Origin of the sequence: Kineococcus esterisolvens (assembly GCF_050871405.1) — a bacterium.
Classification (GTDB): domain Bacteria; phylum Actinomycetota; class Actinomycetes; order Actinomycetales; family Kineococcaceae; genus Kineococcus.
Genome location: NZ_JBJLRI010000010.1, coordinates 1 through 25,774 on the forward strand (window position 1 = coordinate 1; position 25,774 = coordinate 25,774).

General features: G+C 74.1%; 28 protein-coding genes and 3 pseudogenes. 16 read left to right on the forward strand and 15 right to left on the reverse strand.

What is annotated here, in order from left to right:
- Window positions 1–39 precede the first annotated feature (39 nt).
- Window positions 40–1,542, reverse strand: coding sequence for a helix-turn-helix domain-containing protein (locus tag ACRYR8_RS05540; protein ID WP_432483149.1), 1,503 nt, complete (start codon window positions 1,540–1,542; stop codon window positions 40–42).
- A gap of 174 nt (window positions 1,543–1,716) precedes the next feature.
- On the opposite strand from ACRYR8_RS05540, the gene ACRYR8_RS05545 reads away from it, so the two are divergent.
- From ACRYR8_RS05545 to ACRYR8_RS05560, 4 genes are all read left to right on the forward strand, one after another.
- Window positions 1,717–3,675, forward strand: a complete 1,959-nt coding sequence (locus ACRYR8_RS05545) for a phosphoenolpyruvate carboxykinase (GTP) (protein ID WP_432483151.1) — start codon at window positions 1,717–1,719, stop codon at window positions 3,673–3,675.
- Between the two features lie 84 nt (window positions 3,676–3,759).
- Complete coding sequence (locus tag ACRYR8_RS05550; RefSeq protein ID WP_432483087.1) at window positions 3,760–5,433, forward strand: glycoside hydrolase family 13 protein; 1,674 nt, start codon at window positions 3,760–3,762, stop codon at window positions 5,431–5,433.
- A gap of 92 nt (window positions 5,434–5,525) precedes the next feature.
- Entirely contained in the window at window positions 5,526–5,663 is a 138-nt protein-coding gene (locus ACRYR8_RS05555; RefSeq protein ID WP_432483088.1) for a hypothetical protein, read from the forward strand.
- Window positions 5,664–5,823: 160 nt separating this feature from the next.
- Entirely contained in the window at window positions 5,824–6,375 is a 552-nt protein-coding gene (locus ACRYR8_RS05560) for an AAA family ATPase (RefSeq protein WP_432483089.1), read from the forward strand.
- A gap of 104 nt (window positions 6,376–6,479) precedes the next feature.
- On the opposite strand, the gene ACRYR8_RS05565 is transcribed toward ACRYR8_RS05560, so the two are convergent.
- Entirely contained in the window at window positions 6,480–7,073 is a 594-nt protein-coding gene (locus ACRYR8_RS05565) for a GrpB family protein (RefSeq protein WP_432483090.1), read from the reverse strand.
- A gap of 141 nt (window positions 7,074–7,214) precedes the next feature.
- Window positions 7,215–7,742, reverse strand: a complete 528-nt coding sequence (locus ACRYR8_RS05570; RefSeq protein WP_432483091.1) for a GNAT family N-acetyltransferase — start codon at window positions 7,740–7,742, stop codon at window positions 7,215–7,217.
- Window positions 7,743–7,941: 199 nt separating this feature from the next.
- Between ACRYR8_RS05570 and ACRYR8_RS05575 the strand changes: the two genes are divergently transcribed.
- The 5 genes from ACRYR8_RS05575 (at window position 7,942) to ACRYR8_RS05595 (ending at window position 10,246) form a co-directional block, all read left to right on the forward strand.
- Complete coding sequence (locus ACRYR8_RS05575) at window positions 7,942–8,466, forward strand: type II toxin-antitoxin system RelB family anti-toxin (RefSeq protein ID WP_432483092.1); 525 nt, start codon at window positions 7,942–7,944, stop codon at window positions 8,464–8,466.
- Window positions 8,467–8,503: 37 nt separating this feature from the next.
- Complete coding sequence (locus tag ACRYR8_RS05580; protein WP_432483093.1) at window positions 8,504–8,836, forward strand: HepT-like ribonuclease domain-containing protein; 333 nt, start codon at window positions 8,504–8,506, stop codon at window positions 8,834–8,836.
- Window positions 8,837–8,966: 130 nt separating this feature from the next.
- Entirely contained in the window at window positions 8,967–9,377 is a 411-nt protein-coding gene (locus tag ACRYR8_RS05585) for a DUF6578 domain-containing protein (protein ID WP_432483094.1), read from the forward strand.
- A gap of 44 nt (window positions 9,378–9,421) precedes the next feature.
- Entirely contained in the window at window positions 9,422–9,718 is a 297-nt protein-coding gene (locus ACRYR8_RS05590) for a cold shock domain-containing protein (RefSeq protein ID WP_432483095.1), read from the forward strand.
- Between the two features lie 126 nt (window positions 9,719–9,844).
- Complete coding sequence (locus ACRYR8_RS05595; protein ID WP_432483096.1) at window positions 9,845–10,246, forward strand: hypothetical protein; 402 nt, start codon at window positions 9,845–9,847, stop codon at window positions 10,244–10,246.
- Window positions 10,247–10,398: 152 nt separating this feature from the next.
- On the opposite strand, the gene ACRYR8_RS05600 is transcribed toward ACRYR8_RS05595, so the two are convergent.
- The 4 genes and pseudogenes from ACRYR8_RS05600 to ACRYR8_RS05615 form a co-directional block, all read right to left on the reverse strand.
- A complete protein-coding gene (locus tag ACRYR8_RS05600; protein WP_432483163.1) occupies window positions 10,399–10,572 on the reverse strand; it encodes a hypothetical protein in 174 nt (57 codons plus the stop codon).
- Window positions 10,569–11,060: a type II toxin-antitoxin system VapC family toxin gene (locus ACRYR8_RS05605; RefSeq protein ID WP_432483097.1), complete on the reverse strand. Its 492-nt coding sequence runs from the start codon at window positions 11,058–11,060 to the stop codon at window positions 10,569–10,571. Before ACRYR8_RS05605 ends, ACRYR8_RS05600 begins: the two co-directional genes overlap by 4 nt.
- A gap of 79 nt (window positions 11,061–11,139) precedes the next feature.
- Window positions 11,140–11,319, reverse strand: a pseudogene (locus ACRYR8_RS05610) (type II toxin-antitoxin system Phd/YefM family antitoxin); the annotation flags it as partial.
- Window positions 11,320–11,457: 138 nt separating this feature from the next.
- The gene (locus ACRYR8_RS05615; RefSeq protein WP_432483098.1) at window positions 11,458–12,051 is read right to left on the reverse strand and encodes a TetR/AcrR family transcriptional regulator; all 594 of its coding nucleotides are present in this window, start codon (window positions 12,049–12,051) and stop codon (window positions 11,458–11,460) included.
- A 112-nt stretch (window positions 12,052–12,163) separates the two neighbouring features.
- Here ACRYR8_RS05615 and ACRYR8_RS05620 point away from each other — a divergent pair, with 112 nt between their 5' ends.
- Window positions 12,164–12,589, forward strand: coding sequence for a VOC family protein (locus ACRYR8_RS05620; RefSeq protein WP_432483099.1), 426 nt, complete (start codon window positions 12,164–12,166; stop codon window positions 12,587–12,589).
- Window positions 12,590–12,597: 8 nt separating this feature from the next.
- Window positions 12,598–12,804 carry an NUDIX hydrolase gene (locus tag ACRYR8_RS05625; RefSeq protein WP_432483100.1) on the forward strand — a complete coding sequence of 69 codons (207 nt, stop codon included), beginning with the start codon at window positions 12,598–12,600 and terminating at the stop codon, window positions 12,802–12,804.
- Here the strand turns inward: ACRYR8_RS05625 and ACRYR8_RS05630 are convergent.
- Window positions 12,773–13,762 carry a GlxA family transcriptional regulator gene (locus ACRYR8_RS05630; protein WP_432483101.1) on the reverse strand — a complete coding sequence of 330 codons (990 nt, stop codon included), beginning with the start codon at window positions 13,760–13,762 and terminating at the stop codon, window positions 12,773–12,775. The two genes, ACRYR8_RS05625 and ACRYR8_RS05630, sit on opposite strands and share 32 nt — an antisense overlap.
- A gap of 72 nt (window positions 13,763–13,834) precedes the next feature.
- Between ACRYR8_RS05630 and ACRYR8_RS05635 the strand changes: the two genes are divergently transcribed.
- A complete protein-coding gene (locus tag ACRYR8_RS05635) occupies window positions 13,835–14,473 on the forward strand; it encodes a DJ-1/PfpI family protein (RefSeq protein WP_432483102.1) in 639 nt (212 codons plus the stop codon).
- Window positions 14,474–14,544: 71 nt separating this feature from the next.
- Here the strand turns inward: ACRYR8_RS05635 and ACRYR8_RS05640 are convergent, their stop codons facing one another.
- The 6 genes and pseudogenes from ACRYR8_RS05640 to ACRYR8_RS05665 all read right to left on the reverse strand — a co-directional run.
- Window positions 14,545–15,951, reverse strand: coding sequence for a TrkH family potassium uptake protein (locus ACRYR8_RS05640; RefSeq protein ID WP_432483153.1), 1,407 nt, complete (start codon window positions 15,949–15,951; stop codon window positions 14,545–14,547).
- A gap of 128 nt (window positions 15,952–16,079) precedes the next feature.
- Window positions 16,080–16,757 carry a response regulator gene (locus ACRYR8_RS05645; RefSeq protein ID WP_432483103.1) on the reverse strand — a complete coding sequence of 226 codons (678 nt, stop codon included), beginning with the start codon at window positions 16,755–16,757 and terminating at the stop codon, window positions 16,080–16,082.
- A complete protein-coding gene (locus ACRYR8_RS05650; RefSeq protein WP_432483104.1) occupies window positions 16,754–19,360 on the reverse strand; it encodes a DUF4118 domain-containing protein in 2,607 nt (868 codons plus the stop codon). The genes ACRYR8_RS05645 and ACRYR8_RS05650 overlap by 4 nt, the downstream gene beginning before the upstream one ends.
- A 36-nt stretch (window positions 19,361–19,396) precedes the next feature.
- Window positions 19,397–19,876: a K(+)-transporting ATPase subunit C gene (kdpC, locus tag ACRYR8_RS05655; protein WP_432483105.1), complete on the reverse strand. Its 480-nt coding sequence runs from the start codon at window positions 19,874–19,876 to the stop codon at window positions 19,397–19,399.
- Window positions 19,877–19,947: 71 nt separating this feature from the next.
- The gene (locus ACRYR8_RS05660) at window positions 19,948–20,934 is read right to left on the reverse strand and encodes a P-type ATPase actuator domain-containing protein (protein WP_432483155.1); all 987 of its coding nucleotides are present in this window, start codon (window positions 20,932–20,934) and stop codon (window positions 19,948–19,950) included.
- Between the two features lie 105 nt (window positions 20,935–21,039).
- A pseudogene (locus ACRYR8_RS05665) lies at window positions 21,040–21,405 on the reverse strand (potassium-transporting ATPase subunit KdpA); the annotation flags it as partial.
- On the opposite strand from ACRYR8_RS05665, the gene ACRYR8_RS05670 reads away from it, so the two are divergent.
- A complete protein-coding gene (locus tag ACRYR8_RS05670) occupies window positions 21,372–23,738 on the forward strand; it encodes a glycoside hydrolase family 9 protein (RefSeq protein WP_432483157.1) in 2,367 nt (788 codons plus the stop codon). The pseudogene ACRYR8_RS05665 and the gene ACRYR8_RS05670 overlap by 34 nt on opposite strands.
- A 65-nt stretch (window positions 23,739–23,803) precedes the next feature.
- On the opposite strand, the gene ACRYR8_RS05675 is transcribed toward ACRYR8_RS05670, so the two are convergent.
- Window positions 23,804–24,265: a MarR family winged helix-turn-helix transcriptional regulator gene (locus tag ACRYR8_RS05675; protein ID WP_432483106.1), complete on the reverse strand. Its 462-nt coding sequence runs from the start codon at window positions 24,263–24,265 to the stop codon at window positions 23,804–23,806.
- Between the two features lie 57 nt (window positions 24,266–24,322).
- Between ACRYR8_RS05675 and ACRYR8_RS05680 the strand changes: the two genes are divergently transcribed.
- The 3 genes and pseudogenes from ACRYR8_RS05680 to ACRYR8_RS05690 all read left to right on the forward strand — a co-directional run.
- On the forward strand, window positions 24,323–24,694 hold the full coding sequence (locus ACRYR8_RS05680; protein WP_432483107.1) for a VOC family protein: 372 nt from the start codon (window positions 24,323–24,325) through the stop codon (window positions 24,692–24,694).
- Window positions 24,695–24,785: 91 nt separating this feature from the next.
- Window positions 24,786–25,418 carry a dihydrofolate reductase family protein gene (locus ACRYR8_RS05685; protein WP_432483108.1) on the forward strand — a complete coding sequence of 211 codons (633 nt, stop codon included), beginning with the start codon at window positions 24,786–24,788 and terminating at the stop codon, window positions 25,416–25,418.
- Window positions 25,419–25,668: 250 nt separating this feature from the next.
- Window positions 25,669–25,758: pseudogene (locus ACRYR8_RS05690) on the forward strand (ATP-binding cassette domain-containing protein); the annotation flags it as partial.
- Window positions 25,759–25,774: the final 16 nt, after the last annotated feature.

Sequence of the window (25,774 nt, forward strand, 5' to 3'; positions counted from 1 at the left end):
GACCGGGGACGTCTCGCCCCCGGTCACCGCGCGGCGGCGTCAGTCGTCGCCCGGGGTATCGCGGGGGGTGTCGCGGGGGGCGTGGGACGACAGGAACTCGTAGACCTCCAGGTCGTCCACACCGGGGAAGCGGCCCGACGGCAGGGGCGCCAGGGTCTGGGCGTGCAGGCGCGCGCTCGGCCAGGCCGCGTCGGCCCAGCGCTGCTCCAGCTCGGCCGGGGGCCGGCGGCAGCAGGAGGCGTCGGGGCAGCGGCTGCGCTGGCGCACCCGGGTGTCGCGTCCGCGGAACCACTTGGCGTGCGCGTACGGCACGCCGACCGTGATGGAGAAACCCCCGCTCTCGGTGGACCCGGTCTGGCTGGAGCACCAGAAGGTTCCTGCAGGGGTGTCGGTGTACTGGTAGTTCTCCGTGGTGCGGTTGCGGACCTCGAACACGGTGCGGGCCGTCCAGTGCCGGCACGCGGTCTGCCCCTCGATGGCTCCGGAGGCGTCCTGCGGGAAGGGCACGCCGTCGTTCTCGTACCCGCGGTGGAGCGCGCCGTCGTCACCCACGCGCAGGAAGTGCACGGGGATCCCCAGGTGGGAGGTGAGCAGGTTCGTCAGGCGGTGCGCGGCCGCCTCGTGGGTCACCCCGAACGCGTCGCGGAAGTCCTCCACGGCGAGGTCCTTGTCGGCCTTGGCGGCCGAGAGGAACTCCACGGAGGCGCTGCGCGGCAGCAGGCAGCACGCGGCGAAGTAGTTGATCTCCAGCCGCTGGCGGAGGAACTGCGTGTAGCTGTCCGGGCGCTCGTGGCCGAGGACGCGGTGCGCGATGGCCTGCAGCGCCAGGGACCGCAGGCCGTGCCCGCCGGGGATGGACGCCGGCGGCAGGTAGATGCGGCCGTTGGCCAGGTCGGTGACGGTGCGGGTGGAGTGCGGCAGGTCGTCGACGTGGATGATCGAGAAACCCAGGTCCTGCGCCATGCGCGCCACCTGGCGGTGGGTCAGGGCGCCGACGGTGTACCCGGCTGCCCGGACCAGCTCCTCGGCCACTTCCTCGATCTCGGGGAGGTGGTTGTCGACGGCACGCATGAGCAGGCGGATCTCGGTGTTCGCCCGGCGCGCCTCCTCGGGGGTGGCGTTGGAGGCGTCGTGCCGCCGGACCAGCTCGGCGTGCAGGGCGACCAGGGCCTCCAGTGCGTCCAGCGGCAGCTTGCGGCTGGAGGACACCCGCGGCAGGCCCAGGGAGCGGAACAGCGGGCTGCGCTGCGCCTGCTCCAGCTCGATCTCCAGCGCGGCTCGGCGGGTCGGCGGGGGTGCGGGGTCGAGCAGGTCCGAGGGCGCGACGCCGAGGGCGTCGGCCACGGCGGCGATGAGCGACAGCCGCGGCTCGCGCTTGCCGTTCTCCACCTGCGACAGGAGGCTCTGCGCGGTCCCGACCGCCGCGCCGAGCTGGGCCAGCGTCAGGCCGCGGGTCTGGCGGTGGTGGCGGATGCGGCGGCCCACGGACAGGGCGTCCAGGCCCCGGCGGCCCGGGGCACCGGGGCCGTTCTGCTCGGACAGCGGTTCCAGCGCAGCGACGCGCAACGGGGACACGACTTCACCCTAGGTGAAGAACCGCCGTTCTTCACGGGAGTCCTTCCTTGTGATCCGCCTCGAGCCGCGAGCATCGTGAAGTCACCAGGCAAGCCACCGCACCACCGCCGATCGCGAGGAGCCGCCGCCGTGACGACCGAGATGACCCCCGGCGTGACCGTCGAGCCGATCCCCACCCCGGGTCGAGCCACCCCCGCCGCCCCCAACCCCGTCCCCGCCCCGGGGCCCCGCGCCCGGACCACCCGCACCCTCGGCACCACCGACCCGGACGCACCCCGCCTCTCGGGCGCGCCGACCGGCAACCAGGCGCTGCTGAGCTGGGTGCGCGACACCGCCCGCCTCACCCAGCCCGACGAGGTCGTCTGGTGCGACGGCTCCCAGGCCGAGTTCGACCGGCTGACCGCCCTGATGGTGCGGGCCGGCACGCTGATCCCGCTGAACCCCGCCAAGCGTCCCGGCAGCTTCCTGGCGCGCTCCGCCCCCGGCGACGTGGCCCGGGTGGAGAGCCGGACCATCATCGCCTCCCGGCGCCGCGAGGACGCCGGTCCCACGAACAACTGGCGCGAGCCCGAGGCGCTGCGCGAGGAGCTGGCGGGGGTGTTCGCCGGCTCCATGCGGGGGCGGACGATGTACGTGGTGCCGTTCTCGATGGGGCCGGTCGGCGGGCCGCTCTCCCGGCTGGGCGTCCAGATCACGGACTCCCCCTACGTCGTGGCGAGCATGCGCACCATGACCCGGATGGGCGCGCAGGCGCTGGCGGCACTGACCCCGGGCACGCCGTTCGTGCCCGCCGTGCACAGCGTCGGGTTCCCCCTCGTGGACCCCATCGGCCGCGCCCGTGAGGACGTGCCGTGGCCGTGCAACGACCTGAAGTACGTGGCGCACTTCCCCGAGACCCGGGAGATCTGGTCCTTCGGCTCGGGGTACGGCGGCAACGCGCTGCTGGGCAAGAAGTGCTTCGCGCTGCGCATCGCCTCGGTGGTGGCCCGCGACGAGGGGTGGCTGGCCGAGCACATGCTGCTGGTCAAGGTGACCAGCCCGGAGCAGAAGGTCTTCCACCTGGCAGCCGCGTTCCCGTCCGCCTGCGGCAAGACGAACCTGGCGATGCTGCGCCCCACCGTCCCCGGGTGGCGGGTCGAGACGATCGGCGACGACATCGCCTGGATGCGGCCCGGCCCCGACGGCCGCATGCGTGCCGTCAACCCCGAGGCCGGGTTCTTCGGCGTGGCGCCCGGCACGGGGTGGTCGACGAACCCCACCGCGATGGAGATGCTGCGCGAGAACGTCATCTTCACCAACGTCGCCCTGACCGACGACGGCGACGTGTGGTGGGAGGGCATGACCGACGAGCCGCCCGCGCACCTGACCGACTGGCAGGGCCGCGACTGGACGCCGGGTTGCGGCCGTCCCGCCGCGCACCCGAACGCCCGGTTCACGGTGTCGGCGCGGCAGTGCCCCTCGATCGCCGGGGAGTTCGACTCCCCGGAGGGCGTACCGGTCGACGCGATCCTGTTCGGCGGGCGGCGGGCGAGCAACGTCCCGCTCGTGGCGGAGGCGCTGGACTGGAGCCAGGGCGTGTTCATGGGCGCCACCGTCTCCAGCGAGCGGACCGCCGCCGCGGAGGGCGCCGTGGGCGAACTGCGCCACGACCCGTTCGCGATGCTGCCGTTCACCGGGTACCACATGGGTGACTACTTCGCGCACTGGCTGTCGATGCGCGAGCACCTGCCCGCGGCGGGGCTGCCCCGGGTGTACTCGGTGAACTGGTTCCGCCGCGGCGAGGACGGCCGGTTCCTGTGGCCGGGCTTCGGGGAGAACTCCCGCGTGATCGAGTGGATCTGCCGCCGACTGGAGGGGACGGCGGGCGCGCGGCACACCCCCCTGGGCAACGTGCCCGCCGATGGTGCGCTGGACCTCGACGGGCTGGACCTGCCCGAGCAGGACGTCGCGGAGCTGTTCGCCCTCGACCCCGCGGCCTGGCTGGCGGAGGCCGACCACCTCGAGGAGTACTTCGCGCGCTTCGGCCCGCGGCTGCCGGCCGAGATCACCGGTCACCTGGACCTCCTGCGCTACCGCCTGTCCGCCGGGCAGGCCCTCTGATCCACCGCCGTCGCGTCCCCGCCGGGCACCGGGCTCGCCGGTGGGGACGCGACGGCGGTGCACCCCGCGCAGCGCGTTGGCAGGATGGGCCCGGTGAGCGACACCAGCACCGAGACCCCCGCCGCGCCGTGGTGGCGCGACGCCGTCATCTACCAGGTCTACCCGCGCTCCTTCGCCGACGCCGACGGCGACGGCCTGGGCGACCTGCCGGGCATCACCGCCCGGCTGCCGCACCTGGCCGGCCTCGGCGTGGACGCCGTGTGGCTGTCCCCGGTCTACCCCTCCCCGCAGAAGGACGCCGGCTACGACGTCGCCGACTACCGCGGCATCGAGCCGGTCTTCGGCACCCTGGCGGACTTCGAGGCGCTCTCGGCGCGCGCCCACGAGCTCGGCCTGCGCGTGGTCATGGACCTGGTCCCGAACCACACCTCCGCCGACCACGTGTGGTTCCGCCAGGCCCTGGCCGCCGCCCCCGGCTCCCCCGAGCGCGCCCGGTACGTGTTCCGCGACGGCCGCGGCGAGGACGGCGTCCTGCCGCCGAACTCCTGGCGCTCGGTGTTCGGCGGGTCCGCGTGGACCCGCGTCGCGGAACCGGACGGCACGCCGGGCCAGTGGTACCTGCACCTGTTCGACTCCAGCCAGCCGGACCTGGACTGGTCGAACCCGGAGGTGCACGAGGAGTTCGCCGACGTGCTGCGCTTCTGGCTGGACCGCGGCGTCGACGGTTTCCGCGTCGACGTGGCCCACGGGCTGATCAAGGCCGAGGGGCTGCCCGACTGGGACCACGACCAGGCGCTGCTGAACGGGTCCACGGCCTCCGGCGAGCGCCCGCCGATGTGGGACCAGGAAGGCGTGCACGAGATCTACCGGGAGTGGCGCCGGGTGCTGGACTCCTACGAGGGCGAGCGCATCCTCGTCGCCGAGGCGTGGGTGACGCCCCCGGAGCGGCTGGCCCGCTACGTGCGCGGCGACGAGATGCACCAGGCGTTCAACTTCGACTACCTGCGCGCGCCGTGGCGGGCCGGTGAGCTGAAGCAGGTCGTCGACGCCACCCTCCAGGCGCACGAGGTCGTGGGCGCCCCCGCCACGTGGGTGCTCTCGAACCACGACGTGGTGCGCCACGCCAGCCGCCTGGGCTACCCCGCCGGTGACGAGCCCGCCTCGGGCGTCGGCCCGGACGACCCGCAGCCCGACGCGGAGCTGGGCCTGCGCCGGGCGCGCGCCGCCACGGTGTTCATGCTCGCGCTGCCGGGCGGCGCGTACGTGTACCAGGGCGAGGAACTGGGCCTGCCGGAGGTGACGACGCTGCCGGCGGAGGTCCGCCAGGACCCGGCGTTCGCCCGCACGGGCGGCGAGGACCGCGGCCGCGACGGCTGCCGGGTGCCGATCCCCTGGGAGGGGGACGCGCCGTCGTACGGGTTCGGGCCGGGAGCCGCGTCGTGGCTGCCGCAGCCGCCGGAGTGGGCGCGGTTGTCGGTGGCGGCGCAGACGGGGGTGGCCGGTTCCACCCTGGAGCTGTACCGCGGCGCGCTGGCGCTGCGGCGCGAGCACGCGTTGGGCCGCGGCGAGCTGGAGTGGGACGCGGAGCTGACCGGCGGTGACGTCCTGGCGTTCCGCACCCGCGGCGTGCTGGTGGTGCTGAACCTGTCGGACGCCCCGGTCGCGCCGCCCGCGGGGGCACGGCCGCTGCTGGTCAGCGGTGAGCTGGTGGACGGGTCGGTGCCCATCGACACCGCCGCCTGGTTCACGCTGGGCTGACGCGGCGCCTCCCGACGCGGGGGGGGGGGGGGGGGGGGCCGCCCCCCCCCCCCCCCCCCCCCCCCCCCCCCCCCCCCCCCCCCCCCGCCACCGTGGGCGCCAACCTCGGCATCGCCTTCATCGCCCTGCCGTGCGTCCTGCTCGCCGCTGCTGCGCTGGTGTGGTCGCTGCTGCGGGCTCGCCGACTGCTGAAGGAACACCGGCGGCGCGCACGGCCCCAGGAGCACTGACGCCCACAGGATTCTGCCGGGTCAGGAACACTCCCCGATCGACAGCGGTGGAGCGCACCGCACGATCTACCGCTCATCCCGCGGATGGTTCACGGTTGCCTGCGATCGACGACACCTGACCCACCAGGGATCTTCCCGGACGGCCGCTACCGTCACGCCCGTGCGAACCCCCACGCCGTCCCCGGCAGCTCTGCTGATCACCGGTACCGTCGGATCGGGCAAGACCACCACCGCCGCAGCCGTCGCCGCGCTGCTGCGTGAGGACGCGATCCCCCACGCCGTCATCGACCTCGACGCGCTGCGTGACGCTTGGCCCAGCCCACGAGACGACCTGTTCCACGAGCACCTGATGCTGGCCAACCTGCACGCGGTGACCCGCAACCACCTCGCCGCCGGCGCGCTGCGGCTCGTCCTGGCCGGAGTGCTCGAAGACCCCGCGCAACGACCGCTGTACGAACGAGCCGCCAGTGCGCCGCTGACGGTGTGCCGGCTGCGCGTGAACCTCCGCGACGTCCGCGCCCGCCTGCGCCAGCGACACCACGATGACCAGGACGCCTTGGACTGGCACCTGCACCGCAGCGGGGAGCTGGACGCCCTCCTGAACGCAGCCGGTGTCGGTGACGTCGAGGTGGCGGTGGCTGCGGAGCAGGCCCCGTCCGCGGTGGCCCGAGCGGTGGTCCGCGCTGTCGGCTGGAACGCCGACCGCGGCTGACGAGGCCACCGACGCCGTCGGAGCCGGGAACGCAGCGCTCGGCCATCCCGCTAGCCGAGCGGGGCGCCTGCGGTCAAACCTGGCGGCGGCCTCCCACGACGTCCTCAGCGTCGACGGCCCCACGCCTCGAACTCGGCCTGCGCCTGGTCGAAGAACGCGGTCTTGGCCAAGGTGTAGTCGTCGTAGTCGGCATCCCTGGCGTGCTCGGCGGCAGTAGCGGTCTTGAAGTCGGCGTAGCGATCACGCGCCTCGGGGTGAGCTCGCAGCCAGTCGCGGAACCACACGGTGTACCGGCCCCACGGTGAGGAGGCCAACCGGATGTGCAAGATCGCGCCGCTGGGGCCGTCGACGTCGTAGACGAACAGCCTCTTGCGCCACACCTCGTCGAGGACCACTTCCGAGCCGCGCGGGATGTCGCGGTAGACCCCCGGTGAGTCCGGACGTGAGCCCGTCGTCGGCACGAAGCCGATCGGGGCCAGCGCTTCGTCGAACAGGTGAGGGCCGGGAAGCTCACTGACGCGGACCTGCAGGTCGATGAAGGGCTTGGCCTTCAGGCCGGGCACCGAGGTGGAGCCGATGTGGTCGAAGGACTCGGCCACCCCCAGCGGCTTCAGGGCCTGCTCCACCGCGGCGAGCAGCGCAGCTGCTCGTCCGGGCCAGGCGGGATCGTAGGGCTGCAGCACTGCAGGTCCAGGCATGGCCGGGAGGCTACCGACACCTGCCTGCGTTCCCCGGGTCCCGCCAGCGCGTCGTTCCCGGCGGGCTCGATCGCCAGCGATGGCGCATCGCGGTTCCGGTGCCGAGCACGCGTTCCGGCCGAAAGCCGCAAGGTGGCCGACCTACCCGACGGGGCCGTCAGAGCGGTGCTCGGCATCGCCGGTCAGGAGGAGGCTCATGTCGAAGTTGCGCAGCTCCTGTCCCCGCTTGTGCACGACCCGGGCCGCATCGACCGTGAAGCCGAAGCGCTCGAAGACCGGGCGGGAGGTGAGGCTGGCGTGCGTCACGAGCCGCTGGTGCCCGCCCGCGGCCGCCTCGCGCAGGACCTGGGTCAGCAGTGCGCGGGCCACTCCACGACCGCCGGCGTCGGGGTGAACGAACAGCATGTCCACCTCGCCGTCGTCAGTGACGTCGCTGAACCCGACCACCGTCTCGTCCAGGCACGCCACGAGGGTGTGCGCGGCGCAGCGGACCTGGTTCCAACGGTCCAAGTCGGTGCGCTCGGGAGCCCACGCCTGGACCTGCTGCGGGGTGTAGTCGCGGCTGGCGGTGCCGTGGATCGCGTCGTGGAAGACCCGCCACGTGGCCGCCGAGTCAGCCGCCGTGTAGCGGCGGACGAGCAGCTGCTGCGTCGGGTCCGGGAAAGCCATGACCAGACTCTGCACCATCCACCGACACAAGATCACCAGGAGGGAGGCATCTGACCGTCAGCTTTCCCGCCTGACCGGCCGACCTCGCGGTCATCCCGCGCACCGGGCGCGATCATGGGCAGGCGGCGACGTCCTGAGATGCCGATCTCAGGATGTTCTCGAGCGCGGACGAGCATCGACGATCCGCTATGTTGAAGACATGCCCGTCATCGAGTCCGCTGCTGAGCTGCTGCGAGAGGCACGCCGTCGCGCCGGGCTCACCCAGGCTCAGCTGGGGCAGCGCGCCGCAGTGACCCAGAGCGTCATCAGCGCCTACGAGTCCGGGCAGCGTCAACCCTCCCTGCCCACACTGCTGCACCTGCTGCGCGCCAGCGGCCACGCGCTCGACGCCTCACTGACCCCCATCACCTCCCCGCCCACCGCCCCGCTGTCCGGGCCCCTGGGTCAGCGCCTGCGCCGGCACCGCCGCAAGGTCAAGACCATCGCGGCGACCCACGGCGTGCAGCACGTGCACGTCTTCGGCAGCACCGCCCGCGGCAGTGAACGCGCCGACTCCGACGTCGACCTGCTCGTCGACCTCCCCGCCGGCGCAGGACTGTTCGCCCTGGGGCGCTTGCGGCGGGAGCTCGAAGACCTCTTGGGGGCACCCGTCGACCTGGTTCCCGAGGACGGGCTCAAGCCCGAGGTGCGGGCGATCGTGGAAGCGGACCTGGTGGCGTTGTGAGCACCACGAGGACCGTGGTGCAAGAGGCGGGACCCGCGTGAGCCGGCACGCCCGGCAACGCTTCCTGGACGTGCAGGCGGCCCTGGACGCCATCGACGCCCACACCCGCCGCGGCGACCTGAGCGACGGCCTGGTCTTCGACGCGGTACGGGTGCGGCTGATCGAGATCGGCGAGGCGGTCAAGGCCATCCCGGAAGAGGTGCTGGCCGGCGAGCCGGACCTGCCGTGGTCGGAGATCGCCCGCATGCGCGACCACCTCGCCCACCGATACTTCGACACCACCCACTCCATCGTCGCCGCCACCGTCACCCAGGACCTGCCCGAGCTCCGGTGCGCCATCCACCGCCTGCTGGAGACGGCCGAGGACTGACGCCACAAACGCACGGACAAGCAACTGTCGTGGACGTCGGCGACCTCACGGTCTTGCCGATGACCGACCGTTGCCGGGACGAGGGTTCCTCATCGATCCTCGCGGTCGGCCGACGCCGTAGGTTCGCAGCATGGACGTCGTCGTCGAAGTCGGTGGCTGGGAGCACGAGTGCTGCGGACCGTCCATCGAGCGCGACGAGGTCGTCGACTTCGCATGCGTCCTGCTCCCCGGATCCAGCACCGGGTCCACTGCGCCACCGCGCTTGATCGAGACCCACCACGACCTCGACACCTTCCAGCCCACCCACCGCATCCGAGGGCGGGTGGTCGACATCGAGGTGGTCCACGACGACGGAAGCGCCCGACCAATCCTCCGGGTACCCAGTGGAGCGGCGCTGTGCGGCTACGGGGAGGACGACGACCACCTGGAGGACCCGTGGACCGGGGAGACGGTCACCTCGCCAGCACGCAACGACTTCCTCGTCACCGTGCGAGAGCCTGGCTGGCGACTGCTGGACCCGTCCTCGATCTACCGCACATGACGTGATGGAGACGAGGGGACGGCCATCGGCAGCACACTGAGCTCATGGCGATCTTGGCGACGATCCGCAGGTGGGACACCGACCGAGCTTGGGGCGTCCTCGACAGCCCCGAGACCCCCGGTGGCTGCTGGGCTCACCTCTCCAGCATCGCCAGGCCCGGTCCCTGGGACGTCCAGCCCGGAGACGAGTACATGCTCGAGTGGGAGCACGTCCAGCAGGACGGCTTCGCCTACCGGGCCGTGCGCATGTGGCCGGCCGACACTGCGCCCATCGACCCGGTGGTCCAGCACAACAGCAGCGCCTACAGCAGCAGCCTGACGCTCACCTTCGACGAGGACTGAGGGCCGAGCAACGTCGCGGTCATGGCGCGGTGCGCGGAGCGCGCAGTCATCCCGTCGTCCGCGCGCGGTCGGCGGGCGACCTGGGCCCCGCTCCTTGTCCAACCCGACGCTGACAGGCTTCATCACGTGCTGTCGAAGCGGTGGGCCCGCGAACCACGCTGGGTGCAAGCAGCCGCCACCGCCTTGGTGCTGCTGCTGGCCTGGGGAGGCCTGCAGCACCTCCTGGACTTCCTCACCGGCGGCTGGAGTCCCTACGCCTACGCCCCCCGCTGGCTCGCGACGTACTGGAGCGCCCTGCTCCTCCTGGACCCCTTGGTCGCGGTCCTCATCGCCCGCCGCCGCCGCGCCGGTCTGCTCCTGGGCCCGCTCATCCCGCTCACCGACGCGGCCGCGAACGGCTACGCCATCCACGCCCTGGGCCTCGGCGGCCCATTGGCCCCGATCGGGCAAGGCGTCGTGAGCGTCGTGGCCATCGCCAGCACAGTGCTGACCCCGCGGCTGCTACGACTCACCAACGGCCCGGCCTGAGCAGGGGTGATCCGGCTTCCCAAGGGCCCGCTTCGCGAGGGGCCGCTACAGCGATCGCACGGTCATGCCGCCTTGCGCGCTCGACCGGTTGCCTACAGGCGAGCCGCTGTCGATGTCGCTGCCCCCGTGACACGAGGAGCGGTCGCAGAGGATCAGCCGCGCCGGCTCCACAACAGGGCACCCAGGACCCAGTAGGCCAGGGCAGCCGCACCAGCCCACACGATCACCACAGCGCCGAGCACGGCACCGGGCCACCACTGCGAGCCCAGGCCGATGAGCACCAGAAAACTGCCGAGGACCAGCGCGAGGGCAGCAGCGAACTTCAACCGCCCCAGGTAGGGGTTGCGCAGGGGCAACTCCTCCTCGACCCACTCCGCCGTACCGGCCTCGTCGCTCCCCTGAGCATCATCACCGATGAGCGGGAACTCGTGGGCGCGATCGACCACAGGAGCCGGACGTCGTAGTCGTCGAACCGTCGATCGACGGTGAGCAGCCGCAGCGCCCGCCGGGCCGCCTGCGCGATGAGCATCCGGTCGAAGGGGTCGTCGTGGTGACGCGGCAGGGCGCCGGCGGCCAGAGCGTCTTCCACGGTGACCGGCAGCTCGGTGAACCCCTGCTGCTGCAGCTCCGCGCGCAGACCCTCCGGCACGGTCAGCTCGGCCAGTGCCGCCTTGATCGACACCTCCCACGCCGAGGCCGCCGAGACGAGCACCTCGTTCTCGTCGTCGGCCACGGCGTCGCGCATGCGCTCCGGAAGGCGTTCGTCGTCGGTCAGCCACCACAGCAGCACGTGGGTGTCGAGCAGCAGGCTCACCGGACGTGCGGTCGAAGTCGGCGGCGATGGCCACCCGCCCCTCCCGGGACCCGGGACGGCGGGCTCGGCGGGAGCGGGCCGGCACCAGGCGGGCGACGGGCTTGCCCGAGCGGGCGATCACCACGTCCTCGCCCCGCTCGACCGCTTCGAGCAGGCGCGACAGGTGCGCCTTCGCCTCGTGCACGTTCACCGTCCGCGTCACAGCTCCACGGTTCGTGGCCAAGTCGGGCTGAGCCCACGCCGCAACCACCACCTTCATCGGCCACCACGACTTCACGCACGTGCCGCAGGCACCGCGCTCTCGCCGGTCCGCGCGCGGTCGTCCACCCGCCCACAGGTCGAAGACCTCGCCGTCCGCGTGGTCATCCCTGACCGACCCGCCGGTGTCGCAGACCGGTCAGCGGGTGGTGCGCAGTGCCGCCAGCACCACCTGCAGCGCCTCCCACGCCTGGTCCACGGCCGCGGCCGGGTCGGGGCGGCTCGCGGCCCAGGAAGCCGCCTCGTCCATGGCGCCGGACAGCACGGCAGTCACCGCCCCCGCCCGGGCGCCGTGCAACCGCCCGGCGCGCTGCAGCTCCTGCACCCCCTCGTGCAGCAGGCGCCGGGAATGACGAGCGTCCAGTTCACGCCACCGGGCCCAGCCGAGCACCGCCGGCGCCTCCACCAGCAGCACCCGACGCACCTCCTGCGCCGTGCTGGCGACCAGGAACGCCCGGCAACCGGCCACCAGCTGCTCCCAGGCGTCCTCACCAGCGGCCTGCGCCGCCTCCTGCACCCGCTCAGCGACCTGCTGCTGCACCCTCTCCAGCACCGCCGTGAACAACCCCTCCCGGCTGCCGAAGTGGTGGTAGAGCGCGCCGCGGCTCACCCCGACGGTGCGAGCGATCTCCTCCAGGGCGACGTCGGCGTAGCCGCGTTCGCCGTACAAGCGCTGCGCAGCGTCCAGCACCGCGGCAGCCGTGGCCTCGCTCTGCGCCTTGGTGGTGCGCACCCCTGCTCCTCCCCGGTCCACCGCGCTCCCCGGCGAAGACCATTTACATACGGACTGTCTGTATGTAAATGTTACAGGCACACCCGTTCCCCGATCGCTCCAGGAGCAGAACGTGCGGATCGCCAGCGCCTACCCCGTCCTCCTCAGCTCCGACGTCGCCGCCTCCGCCGACTTCTGGCGCACCCACTTCCACTTCGAGACCACCTTCGACTCGGGCTGGTACGTCAGCCTGCGCTTGCAGCAGTGGGAGCTGGGCATCGTCGCCGCCGACCACGAGACCGTCCCGGTCACCCACCGCCGGCCCACCAGCGCCCTGCTGGTCAACCTCGAAGTCGGCGACGTCGACGAGCAGTACCGCCGGCTCGTGCTGAACGGGCCCTTGACCGCGGTGCTGGACCTGCGCTCCGAACCGTTCGGGCAGCGCCACTTCATCCTCGCCGCCCCCGACGACGTCCTGGTGGACGTCATCACCCCCATCGAACCCGACCCGACGTACGCCTCCGCCGTCGTCACCCCCACGTCGAGCAGCAACGCCTGAGCGGTGGAGTGCGCAGCCGCACAGGCCGCGCCCACCCCGGCCGCTGGACCCTGCCGGGCGGGCACGTCGAAGACGGCGAGTCCGGGACCCAGGCGCTGCGCCTGAGCACCTGGCGGGTGCACCGCCGGCAGGGCACCCCGGCGAACCGGCGTCCCGACGAGCACGAGGTCGGCGGTGCGCCGTTCAGCGCCCGTCGACGGCGGCCGTCGCGTTGAAGCTGGACCGGTAGGCGGCCGGGGTGCGCCCGGTGGCCCGGCGGAAGTGGGCGCGGAAGTTGGCCACGGTCCCCAGCCCCACGGCGGAGGCGACGCGGTCGACGCCGAGGTCCGACGTCTCCAGCAGCTCCCGGGCCCGCTGGATGCGCACCGACAGCAGCCACTGCTTGGGGGTGGTGGCGGTCTCGGCGAGGAACCGGCGGGCGAACGTCCGCGGCGACAGGTGGGCCCAGCCGGCCATCTCGGCCACGGTCAACGGTTGCGCGAGCTGCTGGACGGCCCGCTCCCGCACCTGGCCGAGGGAGGTCCGGCTGCTGACGGCGACGGGGTGCTCGACGTACTGCCGCTGCCCGCCCTCTCGGTGCGGGGCAGCCACCAGCGCGCGCGCCAGGGCGTTGGCGGCCGCGGCACCCCGGTCCCTGCGCACCAGGTGCAGGCACAGGTCGATGCCCGCCGACACCCCGGCCGAGGTCAGGACACTCCCCTGGTCGACGTAGAGCGCATCGGCATCGACCTCGACGCTCGGGTGCATCCGCGCCAGGCGCTCGGCGCTGTCCCAGTGGGTGGTCGCCCGCAGCCCGTCGAGCACTCCCGCCGCCGCCAGGGCGAACGCCCCGGTGCAGATCGACACCACCCGCCGGCCGGCCGCGTGCGCGGTCCGCAGGACCTCCAGGACCTCCTGCGGTGGTGGCTGCGCCGTGTCGTAGCCGGGCACCAGGACGGTGTCGCACCCGGCGACCACCTCCAGCCCGTGCTCGACGAGCACGTCGAAGCCGGCGCTGGAGGCCACCGGCCCCGGACGCGCCGCGCACAGCGAGACCGAGTACGGCGAGCCGGGACGGGCGGTGAAGACCTGCGCGGGGATCCCCAGGTCCAGCGGGCGCACACCGGGCAGCACGACGACCGCCACGCGGTGAGCGCCGTCCCGCGCGCAGGGCTCGCTCCGGGCACGGCTCATGGCAGGAAGCTATCCCCAGTTGACACCCCTGCCACTGTCGGGAGGTTGGTCGACCGCCCGAGACTGACCGCCATGACCGATCACCCCACCGCCACGGGCGCACCCCCGCCCGTGGCGGCACCGCCGCGGCACATCGGCATCGTGCTGTTCGAGGACGTCGAGGAACTCGACGCCGTCGGGCCGTGGGAGGTGCTGGCGCACTGGACGCGCACCCACCCCGAGGACGGCTACGCCGTCGTGTGCCTCTCGCGCGACGGCAACCCCGTGACCTGTTCCAAGGGCCTGACAGTGGCCGCGCACCACTCCTTCGCCGACGCGCCACCGCTCGAGGTCCTGCTGCACCCCGGCGGTCGCGGCACCCGCCCGCAGTTGCACGACGCCGAGCACCTGGACTGGGTGCGCCGCCAGCGCGTCGCGGTGCCGTTGATGACCAGCGTGTGCACCGGGGCCCTCGTCTACGCCGCCGCCGGCCTCCTGGCCGGCAGGCCGGCGACCACGCACTGGAGCTCGCTCGCGCTGCTGCGTGAACTCGACGCGAGCATCGACGTGCGCGACGACGAGCGCTTCGTCGACGACGGCGACGTCGTCACCTCCGCGGGCGTCTCCGCCGGCATCGACATGGCCCTGCACCTGGTGGCCCGCCTGGCCGGCAGCGACCGCGCCCGCGAGGTGCGCCGCGGCATCGCGTACGACCCGCAGCCACCGGTCTGAGGTGCACCGCCTCGGGCCGGGAGCCGGCAGGGGTCACCGCTGCCGGCGGCCGGGGGTCGCGGGGCACCGGCTCAGCCGATGACGGGCCTCTCCTCCGGCAGGCGGTAGAGCCGTTCGCGGTGGCGCAGCGCCAAGGCGGTGGCGAGGGTGACGGGCCCCAGCCGTCCGAGGAACATCAGGAACACCAGGACCAGCTGGTGGGGGGCGGGCAGCTGGGCGGTGATTCCGGTGGACAACCCCACGGTGGCGAACGCGGACACCACCTCGTACAGGACCTGGTCCAGGCTGAACGGCGTCGTCATCGCGAACACGAGGGCGGGGACGACGACGGCCGCGATCCCCAGGAGCGCGACGGTCATGGCCTGGCGCTGGGTCCCGGTGGGGATGCGGCGGCCGAACGCGGTGGAGTCGTCGTCACCACGGACCTCGGACCTGATGACGAACAGCAGCACGAAGAAGGTGGTGACCTTGATGCCGCCGGCGGTGCCGGCGCTGCCGCCACCGATGAACATCAGCACGTCGGTGCCCAGCCACGTGCCGGTGTTCATCTGCGCGATGTCGACGCTGTTGAAACCGGCGGTGCGGGGCATGGCCCCCTGGACGAAACCGGCCAGCAGCTTGCCGGGCACGCTGAGCGGGCCGAGGGTGCCGGGATTTCGCCACTCGGCGACCAGCACGAACAGCGTGCCGCACAGCAGCAGCACCGCCGTCCCCCACAACGTGACCTTGGAGTGCATGCTCAGCCCGGTGCGGGCCCTGCCCCGCAGCGGGCGGCGGTACGCGCGGCGCAGCTCGAAGAGCACCGGGAACCCGAGGCCGCCGACGACGAGCGCGGCGACGATCGGCAGGCAGATCCACGCGTCGGTGGCGAAACCGATGAGGCTGTCGCTGTAGAGGGCGAAGCCGGCGTTGTTGAACGCGGAGACGGAGTGGAAGACCCCCAGCCACACCGAGCGCCAGAACGGCTCGTCGTAGGCGGTGGCGAAGCGGACGGCCAGGACCGCAGCGACGACGGCCTCGACCGCGAGGCTGACCCGGACGATGCCCACGACGACGGTGCGCACGTCCCCCAGGCTCAGGCTCTTGGTCTCCGCCGCCGCGGTGAGCCGGGAGCGCAACCCCAGCCGGTGGGAGATGAGCAGGCCGAGCAGGGACGCCAGGGTCATGATGCCGAACCCGCCGACCTGGATCAGGACGAGGATGACGACCTGCCCGGACCCGGACCAGTACGTGGGGGTGTCCACCACCACCAGGCCGGTCACGCACACCGCCGACGTCGCGGTGAACAGGGCCTGGAGCAGGCCGGCGGAACCACCACCGGCCCTGGCCACCGGCAGCATCAGCAGGACGGTCCCGGCCACGACGGCCAGCGCGAACCCGGCCACCACCGCCTGCGCCGGGCGCAGCCGCGCCGGCGGCCCCGGCCGTCGCCGCGCCGTCGCTGAGCCGCTGGTGCGGCGCCGTCCCGGGTCGAGCACGCTCACCCGGGCACCGTAGGCGCGCGCCCGGGGCGACCGGCGCGCCCGCCGCCCGTCCGCCGCGCATCTTGACGCGTCCTTGACGCCCACCCGCCGCGGACGGTCCGCGGCGGGCCGCGCAGCGGTGCTCAGACCTCGAAGCGGTACCCCATGCCGGGTTCGGTGATGAGGTGGCGCGGCGCGGACGGCGTCTCCTCGAGCTTGCGGCGCAACTGCGCCACGTACACCCGCAGGTAGTTCGTCTCCCGCCCGTACGCCGGTCCCCACACCTCCTTGAGCAGCTCCGTCTGGGTCACGAGCCGGCCGGCGCCGGCGACGAGGACCTGCAGCAGGTGCCACTCGGTGGGGGTGAGCTTCACCGGTTCCCCGTGCCGGGTGACGGTGCGCCGGGCCAGGTCCACCCGCAGCGCACCGGCCTCGACGACCTCGGGGGCGGCCTCCCCCGCGCCGCGCCTGCGCACCGCGGCGCGCAGGCGGGCCAGCAGCACGTCCATCGCGAACGGCTTGGTGACGTAGTCGTCGGCGCCGGCGTCCAGGGCGTCGACGGTGTCCGCGGAGGAGGTGCGGGCGGTCAGCACGATGATCGGCACGTCGCTCCAGCCGCGCAGCCCCGCGATGACGTCCAACCCGTCCAGGTCCGGCAGGCCCAGGTCCAGCAGCACGACGTCCGGGGGGCTGCTCGCGGCGGCCTCCAGGGCGGAGGCGCCGTCGCCGACGGCCGTGACCTCCCACCCGCGGGCGGACAGGTTGATGGCCAGCGCGCGGCGCAGACCGGGCTCGTCGTCGACGACGAGGACGCGGCTCACGCGCCGGCCCCCACGGCCGGCCCCGGCCCGGCCGCGGGGTCCGCGAGCCGGGGCCCCGGTCCCGCGAGGGGCAGGGTCAGGACCATCGTCAGGCCGCCGCCGGGGGTGTCCTCGGCGTCCAGACGTCCGCCGACGGCCTCGGCCAGCCCGCGCGCCACCGCCAGCCCCAGCCCGAGGCCGGCTCCGGAGCGGTCCCCCAGGCGCTGGAAGGGCGTGAACGCCCGCTCCTTGGCCGCGCCCGGCAGGCCGGGACCGTGGTCGACGACGAGCACCTGGGCGCTGCGCCGGGAGTCCTCCACGGCGACCGCGGCCAGCACCTCCACGGGCGCGCCGGCGCCGTGGCGCACGGCGTTCTGCACGAGGTTGGCGACCACCCGGCGCAGCAGGCCGGGGTCGGTGGACACCTGCGGCAGGTCCTCGGGCACCTCCAGGTGGACCCGGCCGGGTGGGGTGTCGGCGACGACCGCCGGCACCACGACCTCCTCCAGCCCGACGGCGACCAGGCGCGGGCGCACGACGCCGCTGCGCACCCGCGTCAGGTCCAGCAGGTCGTCGATGAGCTGCTGCAGGCGGTCGGCGGACTCCGCCACCGAGCTCAGCAGCTCCGCCTCGTCCTCGGGCCGCAGCACCAGCTCGGGGTCGCGCAGGCCGTCCACGGACGCCTTCAGCGTCGCCAGCGGCGTGCGCAGGTCGTGCGAGACGGCCGTCAGCAGCGCACCGCGCACCGCGTCGCCCTCCTCCAGCCGGCGCACCTGCGCGGCCTCGGCGCGCAGCCGCTGCCGCTGGCGCAGCGCGGCGATCTGCGCGGCGAACGCCTCCAACACGCGGCGGTCGTCGGCCGCCAGCAGGCGCCCGCGCAGCGCCAGGCGTGCGCTGCCGTCCACGACGACCTCGGCGTCCCCGTCGGCGGGCGCCGAGCACGCGGGCTCGCCGGCGCAGGCCACCACCTCCCACGGCGCGGACGGGGCGGTGCGTTCCAGCCAGGACGCCGAGGTGACGGCGAAGGTGGTGCGGGTGTGCTCCAGGGCCTCGGCGAGCGGGTCGTCGGCGGCCATGACGGTGCGGGTGAGCACCGACAGCGCCTCCGTCTCGGCGCGGCTGCGGGCGGCCTGCTCGGTGCGGCGCGCGGCGCGGTCGACCGTGCTGGAGACCGCGAGCGCCACGAGGACGAACACGCCGAGGGCGACGGCGTTGGCGGGCTGGGCGATGGTGAGCCGCCCCGTCGGCTGGGTGAAGAACCAGTTCACCGCCAGGCTCGCCACGAGCGCGGCGGCCACGGCGGGGAGCAGGCCGCCGACGAGCGCGGCGGCGACGACCACGACGAGGAACGCCATGAGGTCGGTCGAGAGGTCCTGGCGCGGGAACGTGCCCAGCAGGGCCGTCAGCACCGCCGGGCCGCCCAGCGCGAGGACCCACCCGAGCAGTCGGCGCCCGCCCGACAGCGCCGCGCGCGCCCGCGGCGGCAGCCGCAGCCCGGCGGGCTGCTCCTCGTGGGTGACGACGAGCACGTCGATCGCCCCGGCCCCGCGCACGACGGCGTCGCCGACACCGGTGCGGAACAGCGCGGCCAGCCGCCCGTGCCGGCTGGCGCCGACGACGAGCCTGCTGGCGTTGACGCCGCGGGCGAACTCCAGCAGGGCGCCGGCGACATCGTCGCCGACGACGCGGTGGAAGCTGCCGCCGAGGGACTCCACGAGGGTGCGCTGCTCGGCCAGGCGCGCCGGGGAGCTGCGCACCAGGCCGTCGCCGCTGGCGACGTGCACGGCGTGCAGCTCACCCCCGGCGCCGCGGCCGGCGAGGCGCGCGGCCCGGCGCACCAGGGTGGAGCCCTCGGGGCCGCCGGTGAGGGCGACGACGACGCGCTCGCGCGCCGGCCAGGTCTGCTCGATGCCCTGCTGGGCGCGGTAGCGCTCCAGGCCCTCGTCGACGCGGTCGGCCAGCCACAGCAGCGCCAGTTCGCGCAGGGCGGTGAGGTTGCCGGTGCGGAAGTAGTTCGAGCGCGCCGCGTCCACCCGCCCGGCCGGGTAGACGTTGCCGTGGGAGAGCCTGCGCTGCAGCGCCTCCGGCGTCATGTCCACCAGCTGCACCTGCTCGGCGCCGCGCAGCACCGCGTCGGGCAGGGTCTCGCGCTGCTCGACACCGGTGATGTGGGCGACGACGTCGTTGAGGGACTCCAGGTGCTGGATGTTCACCGTGGAGACGACGTCGATGCCGGTCTCCAGCAGTTCCTGCACGTCCTGCCAGCGCTTGGCGTGGCGCGAGCCGGGCGCGTTGGTGTGGGCGAGCTCGTCGACGACGGCGACCTCGGGGTGGCGGCGCAGCACCGCGTCGAGGTCCATCTCGGACAGCTCGTGGCCGCGGTGGTGCACGACGCGCCGTGGCAGCACCTGAAGGCCCTCCAGCCGCTCGGCGGTGCACCGGCGCCCGTGGGTCTCCACGAGGGCGACGACGACGTCGGTGCCGCGCTCGGCGCGGCGCTGCGCCTCGTCGAGCGCCGCGTAGGTCTTGCCGACGCCGGGGGCGGCTCCGAGGAAGACACGAAGCCGGCCCCGGCGGCGCTCGTCGTGCCGTTCGCCCGGGCGCACCCCGCTCCGCTGCTCCACCCCGCGATCCTCCCCCACGCCGTCCCCGGCCACGTCTCAGCCCGCCCCGCCGGTGAGCCGTCCGAGCGCGAGGTTGAGCTCGAGGACGTTCACCCGCGGCTCGCCGAGGAAGCCCAGCGCCCGGTCGCGCACGTGCTCCTCGACGAGGGCGGCCACCGCGGCCTCGTCGAGGCCGCGTTCGCGGGCCACGCGCTGCACCTGCTGGCGCGCCGGTTCCGGGCTGACGTCGGGGTCGAGCCCGGAACCGGAGGCGGTCAGCGCGTCGGGAGCCACGTCGGCGGGGGTGATGCCGTCGCGGGCGGCGACCTCGGCGCGGCGCTGGCCGGTGGCGGCGAGCAGGTCGGCGCTGGAGGGACCGAGGTTGGAGGCGCCGGAGGCCAGCGGGTCGTAGCCGTCGCCGGCCGCGGACGGGCGCGGCTGGAACCACTGCTCACCGTCGAAGGGCTGCCCGATCAGGGCGGAGCCGACGACGCGGCCGTCGGCGCGCAGGAGCTGCCCGGCGGCGCGGTGCGGCACGAGGCGGACGGGCGGGCGGGCGGGCGGGGTGCGCGGAGGGCGCGGAGGAAGGTGCGGTGGTGGGCACGTGGTCAGCCGATCCCGGGGACGGTGGAGACGATCAGGTCGATGAGCTTGATGCCGATGAAGGGCACCAGGACGCCGCCGAGCCCGTGGACGAGCAGGTTGCGGCGCAGCAGCGCGGCAGCGCTGGTGGGGCGGTAGCGGACGCCCCGCAGGGCGAGCGGGATGAGCGCGACGATGACGAGGGCGTTGAACACCACCGCCGAGACGATCGCCGACTCCGGCGTGGCCAGCCGCATGACGTCGAGCCGGTCCAGCTGCGGGAACGTCGTGACGAACGTCGCCGGGACGATCGCGAAGTACTTCGCGACGTCGTTGGCGATGGAGAACGTCGTCAGCGCTCCGCGGGTGATGAGCAGCTGCTTGCCGATCTCGACGATCTCGATGAGCTTGGTGGGGTCGGAGTCCAGGTCCACCACGTTCCCGGCCTCCTTGGCGGCGGAGGTGCCGGTGTTCATGGCCACCCCGACGTCGGCCTGCGCCAGGGCGGGGCCGTCGTTGGTGCCGTCGCCCGTCATCGCCACCAGCCGCCCGCCGGACTCGCGGACGACGGGTGCCGACTCGCCGGTGACGGCCGACTCGTCGACGCTGGCGACGCCCTCGACGACGTCGCCGTCACCGGGGACCGTCCCGCCCGCCTCGACGACGACGAGGTCGCCGGGGCGCAGGCTGCAGGAGGGCACCCGCACCTCGTCGCGGCCGCGCTCCAGGCGCCGCGCGGTGGTCTCGGTGCTGACCCGGCGCAGCGAGGCCGCCTGCGCGCGGCCGCGCCCCTCGGCGACCGCCTCGGCGAGGTTCGCGAACAGCACCGTGATCCACAGCCGGGCCACGACCACCCACGCGAAGACCGAGGGGTCGGCCGCGGCCAGCACGGTGGACAGGACGGAGCCGACGAACACCACCGGGGTGCGGACCAGGTGCCGCGGGTCCAGCTTGCGGAAGGCGTCGGGCAGCGCGCGCACGAGCTGGTGGGGACTGAACGCCCCGCCGGCCACCCGGTGCGGGGTGCAGGGCGTGGAGGGCGTGGAGGGAGCGCCGGTCGCGCGCTCGGTGCCGGGCAGGGTGGGGTGCTCATGCGACGCTCCAGTCAGCGCCTCGGCCAGCGGGCCGAGCGCCAGTGCGGGGAAGAAGGTCAGCCCGGTGACCACGACCACGACCACGGCGTGCAGCCCCGCGAACGCGGGGGTCCGGGTCGGGAGCGTGCCGGCGGTCTCGGCGTCGGGCACCTGCCGGGCGAACGAGCCCGCCAGGGCCAGGACCAGCAGCAGGGGCGCGGAGCCGCCCAGGTACATGCACAGGCCCAGGGCGGTGTCGTAGAAGGGCGTGTTCGCGACGAGGCCGGCCGCGCGTTCGCGTTGACAGGAGGGCCCCGGCGAGGTGACTCTGTCCGCGCGCTGTGAGAGCGCTCTCAACGAGGAGGGACCACGTGCCGATGCACCCCGCGCGCAAGCGACGCGCCCGCGCACTGACCGCGGCCACCGCGCTGCTCGCCCCGGTGAGCCTGCTGCTCACCCCGACCACGGCCCAGGCGGCCGACCAGATCGTCAACGGCGGTTTCGACCAGGGCACCACGGGCTGGACGATCTACCCCACCGCCTCCGTCCAGGACGGGGCGGGCTGCACCACCGTCCCCGCCTCCAGCGACCCCTACAGCGCGGCGATCCAGCAGGAGGTCCCGCTCGTGCAGGGCCAGACGTACCGGCTGAGCTTCCGCGCCCGCACCACGCCCGCCACCGAGGGGCCGGTGCGCGTCGTCGTGCAGGGTGGCGCCGACGTGAACTACCAGCAGTTCCTGCCGGCCGACAAGCCCGCCTTCGCCTCGGCGTTCGGCACCCACGAGTACTACTTCACGGCCGAGCGCGACTACCCGAACGCTCAGCTGGCCTTCCAGCAGGACGTCGTCAACCCCGTCGGGTACACGCTGTGCGTGGACGACGTGGTGCTGGAGGGCGGAGCCGAGCGGCCGCCGTACGTGCCCGAGACCGGCCCGCGCGTGCGCGTGAACCAGGAGACGTACCTGCCGGACGGCCCCAAGGGCGCCACGCTGGTCACCGACGCCACCACGTCCCTGCCGTGGGAGCTGAAGGACGCGGCGGGCACCACCGTCGCGAAGGGGACGACGACCCCGCGCGGCGTCGACCCCACTGCGGGCCTGAACGTCCACACGATCGACTTCAGCCGCTACGCGGAGGGCGGCACGGGATACGCGCTCGTGGCCGACGGCGAGACGAGCCACCCGTTCGACATCGGCGAGGCCGCCTGGGAGCGCCTGCGCGACGACGCGATGACGTTCTTCTACACCAACCGCAGCGGCACCCCGATCTCCGACGAGCTCGCCCCCGGCTACGGCCGCGAGGCCGGCCACGTCGGCGTGGCGCCGAACCAGGGCGACACCGCGGTGCCGTGCCAGGACCTGGACGACGACTCGCAGAAGATCCTCGTGGCCCAGGGTGACGAGCCCTGGACGTGCGACTACACCACCGACGTCACCGGCGGCTGGTACGACGCGGGCGACCACGGCAAGTACGTCGTCAACGGCGGCATCGCGGTCGCGCAGCTGCTGCAGCAGTACGAGCGCAGCCTGCACGCCCCCACCGCGGACCGGGGTGCGCTCGCCGACGGCACCCTGCGCATCCCCGAGGCCGGCAACGGCGTCCCGGACGTCCTCGACGAGGCGCGCTGGGAGCTGGAGTGGTTCCTGAAGATGCAGGTGCAGCCGGGCCGCCCCCTGGAGGGGATGGTGTTCCACAAGGTCGCCGACGTCGACTGGACCGGCCTGCCGCTGGACCCGGCCGCCGACCCGCAGCCGCGCGTGCTGTACCGGCCCTCGACCGCAGCGACGCTGAACGTCGCGGCGACCGCCGCGCAGGGCGCGCGCCTCTTCGCGGAGTTCGACCCGGCGTTCTCCGAGCGCCTGCTCGCCACGGCGCGCACCGCCTACGCCGCGGCGCAGGCGAACCCGGAACTGTACGCCCCGGCGCCCGACGCGACGCTCGACCCGAACCCGGGCAGCGGCCCGTACGACGACGACGACGTGTCCGACGAGTTCTACTGGGCCGCCGCCGAGCTGTACCTGACCACCGGTGAACCGCAGTTCCGCAAGGACGTCCTGCGCTCCCCCGTCCACACCGCCGACGTCTTCCCCGCCGGCGGGTTCGACTGGGGCCACGTGGGCGCCCTGGCCCGCATGGACCTGGCCACCGTGCCCAGCCGGCTGAACAAGGCCGAACTGCGCGCGGTGCAGCGCTCGGTGACCGAGGCCGCCGACCGCCTCCTCGCCGCCCGGGCGAGCCAGCCGTTCGGGCAGGCCTACGCCCCCGAGGACGGCCAGTACGCCTGGGGGTCGAACGCGCAGATCCTGTCGAACCTGCAGGTCCTGGGCACCGCGTTCGACCTGACGGGGAAGGACGCCTACCGCGACGGGGTGGTGCGCAGCACGGACTACCTGCTGGGGCGCAACGCGCTGAACAACTCCTACATCACCGGCTACGGGGACGTGTTCTCGCAGAACCAGCACTCGCGGATGTACGCGAACCAGCTGGACCCGGCGTCGCCGAACCCGCCGGCGGGCACGGTGGCCGGCGGGCCGTACTCGCCCACCGCCACCAGCGGTGACCCGGTCACCGCGGCACTGTTCCCCGACGGCTGCGTGGCGCAGTTCTGCTACGTCGACGACATCGGCTCGTGGTCGACCAACGAGATCACGATCAACTGGAACGCGCCGATGGCGTGGGTGGCCTCGTTCGTGGCCGACCAGGACTCCGGGTGCGACTCCGGGCGCGACCCCGGGCGCGGCTGACCCGGCTCCCGACCCGCGACGCGCCCCGTCGCCCGGCACCGCGCCGGGCGGCGGGGCGCCGCGCGTCAGGCCCCCTCGACCCGCCGCTCGCCGAGGGCAGCGGTGCAGGCGGCCAGGTCCCGCCGGAGCCGGCGTTGCCCGGTGTCGCCGAGGGGTTCCAGCATCCGCCGCTCCACCGCGCGCACGGCGGTGCTGGCCGAGCGCAGCAGCTCGTGCCCGGCGGCGGTCAGCTCGACGGGCAGCGCCCGGCCGTGCGGGGCGGCGCCGGGCCGGGTGACCAGACCGCGCTCCTCCAGGCCGCGGAGGACGCCGTTGGTGGCCTGGCGGCTGACGAAGGCCCCGCGCGCCAGGTCGGCGCCGGACAACCCCGGTCGCTGCCCGAGCAGCTCCAGGCACGCGTACTGCGGCACCGTCAGCTCCAGCGGCCGCAGCGCCGCGTCCATCGCGCCGCGCAGCGCGGCGGCGGCCCGCTTGAGGGCGTAGCCGACCGACTCCTCCAGGGACCCCACGGTCTCTCCTTGACTCACGTCAAGAGCTTGACACACACTCGCCGTGTCAAGACCCTGACACCCGAGGAGCACGACGTGACCGTGACCGGACCCGACTTCCTGGCCCTGCAGGTGCGCGACCTGGAGCGCGCCGCCGCCTTCTACGAGGGGCGCCTGGGCCTGCGCCGCTCACCCGCCGGACCGCCCCACGCGGTGGTCTTCGACACCTCGCCCGTCCCGTTCGCCGTGCGCGAGCCCCTGCCCGGCGTCAACCTGGACGACGCCACCCCGCGCCCGGGGTTCGGCGTCGCGCTGTGGCTGCACGCCGACGACGCCCAGGGGCTGCACGACGAGCTGGCCGCCGCCGGCACGCCGATCCTCACCGCCCCGGCCGACGGCCCGTTCGGCCGCACCTTCACCTTCTGCGACCCCGACGGCTACGCCGTGACGGTCCACGACCGGGCGTGAGGACGCGAGCGCGCGCCGGCTCGCCGATGAGTTCCCCGGGCCGTGCCGGTCACCCCCGGCAGGACGCGCACGAACAGGAGGAGGCAGAGCGGTGAGGATCGTCGTCAGCGAGTTCACGAGCCTGGACGGCGTCGTGCAGGCCCCCGGCGGGCCCGAGGAGGACACCGAGGGCGGTTTCGCCCACGGCGGCTGGTCGATGCCGTACTTCGACCCCGAAGTGCTGGGCGGGGCGATCGACGCCCTCATGGGCGAGACGGAGGCGCTGCTGTTCGGCCGCCGCACCTGGCAGGCGATGGCCGCCGCCTGGCCCGAGCGGGCCGGCGACGGCGACGCCTTCACCGACCGGATCAACGCGATCCCCAAGCACGTCGCCTCGCGCACCCTCACCGCCGCCGACCTGACGTGGCGCGGCTCGGCGCTGCTGCCGGCCGACGACGCGATCGGCGCGGTGCGCGCGCTGCGCGAGGACGGCGGCGCCGGCGCGGGCGGCGTGCTCCAGGTCATGGGCAGCGCCTCCCTGGCCACCCAGCTGGCGCAGCACGACCTCGTCGACGAGTACCAGCTCGCGCTGGAGCCGGTCCTGCTCGGCGGCGGCAAGAGCGTCTTCCCCGGCGACGGCCACGCCCGGCCGCTGGAGCTGCTGTCCGCGACGACGGCACCCACCGGCGTGCTGGTGTGCCGCTACCGGGTGGTGCGCGACGGGGCTGCGCCCGCCGGAGCGTGAGGCCGGCGCCGCCGGCCGCGCGCCCCGGGGTCCACCGGACGGCTGATCCCCGGTTCACCCCGGCGGCCGGCACCCCCACCCGTCGAGCGCTCCGTGACGCCCGGCCGATCGCCGGCCCGGAGGCGTCAGCGGGTTCGCAGAGACGACGCAGGTGGGAACGGTGCCGGTGGTCCAGGTGCAGGGGCTGCACGAGGAGTACGGCTCGAGGGTGGCGGTGGACGACGTCGACCTCTCCGTGGAGGAGGGGGAGGTGTTCAGGGTCCTCGGTCCCAACGGGGCGGGCAAGAGCACGACGGTGGAGTGCCTGCTGGGACTGCGCAGACCCGACCGCGGCAGCGTGCGCGTCCTCGGCCTGG

Coding starts and splice junctions, on each gene's coding strand:
- ACRYR8_RS05545 (WP_432483151.1), top strand. CDS start 1,717: ATGACCCCCGGCGTGACCGTCGAGCCGATCCCCACCCCGGGTCGAGCC.
- ACRYR8_RS05550 (WP_432483087.1), top strand. CDS start 3,760: ATGGGCCCGGTGAGCGACACCAGCACCGAGACCCCCGCCGCGCCGTGG.
- ACRYR8_RS05565 (WP_432483090.1), bottom strand. CDS start 7,073: ATGCCTGGACCTGCAGTGCTGCAGCCCTACGATCCCGCCTGGCCCGGA.
- ACRYR8_RS05570 (WP_432483091.1), bottom strand. CDS start 7,742: ATGGCTTTCCCGGACCCGACGCAGCAGCTGCTCGTCCGCCGCTACACG.
- ACRYR8_RS05575 (WP_432483092.1), top strand. CDS start 7,942: ATGCCCGTCATCGAGTCCGCTGCTGAGCTGCTGCGAGAGGCACGCCGT.
- ACRYR8_RS05585 (WP_432483094.1), top strand. CDS start 8,967: ATGGACGTCGTCGTCGAAGTCGGTGGCTGGGAGCACGAGTGCTGCGGA.
- ACRYR8_RS05590 (WP_432483095.1), top strand. CDS start 9,422: ATGGCGATCTTGGCGACGATCCGCAGGTGGGACACCGACCGAGCTTGG.
- ACRYR8_RS05630 (WP_432483101.1), bottom strand. CDS start 13,762: ATGAGCCGTGCCCGGAGCGAGCCCTGCGCGCGGGACGGCGCTCACCGC.
- ACRYR8_RS05635 (WP_432483102.1), top strand. CDS start 13,835: ATGACCGATCACCCCACCGCCACGGGCGCACCCCCGCCCGTGGCGGCA.
- ACRYR8_RS05670 (WP_432483157.1), top strand. CDS start 21,372: ATGCACCCCGCGCGCAAGCGACGCGCCCGCGCACTGACCGCGGCCACC.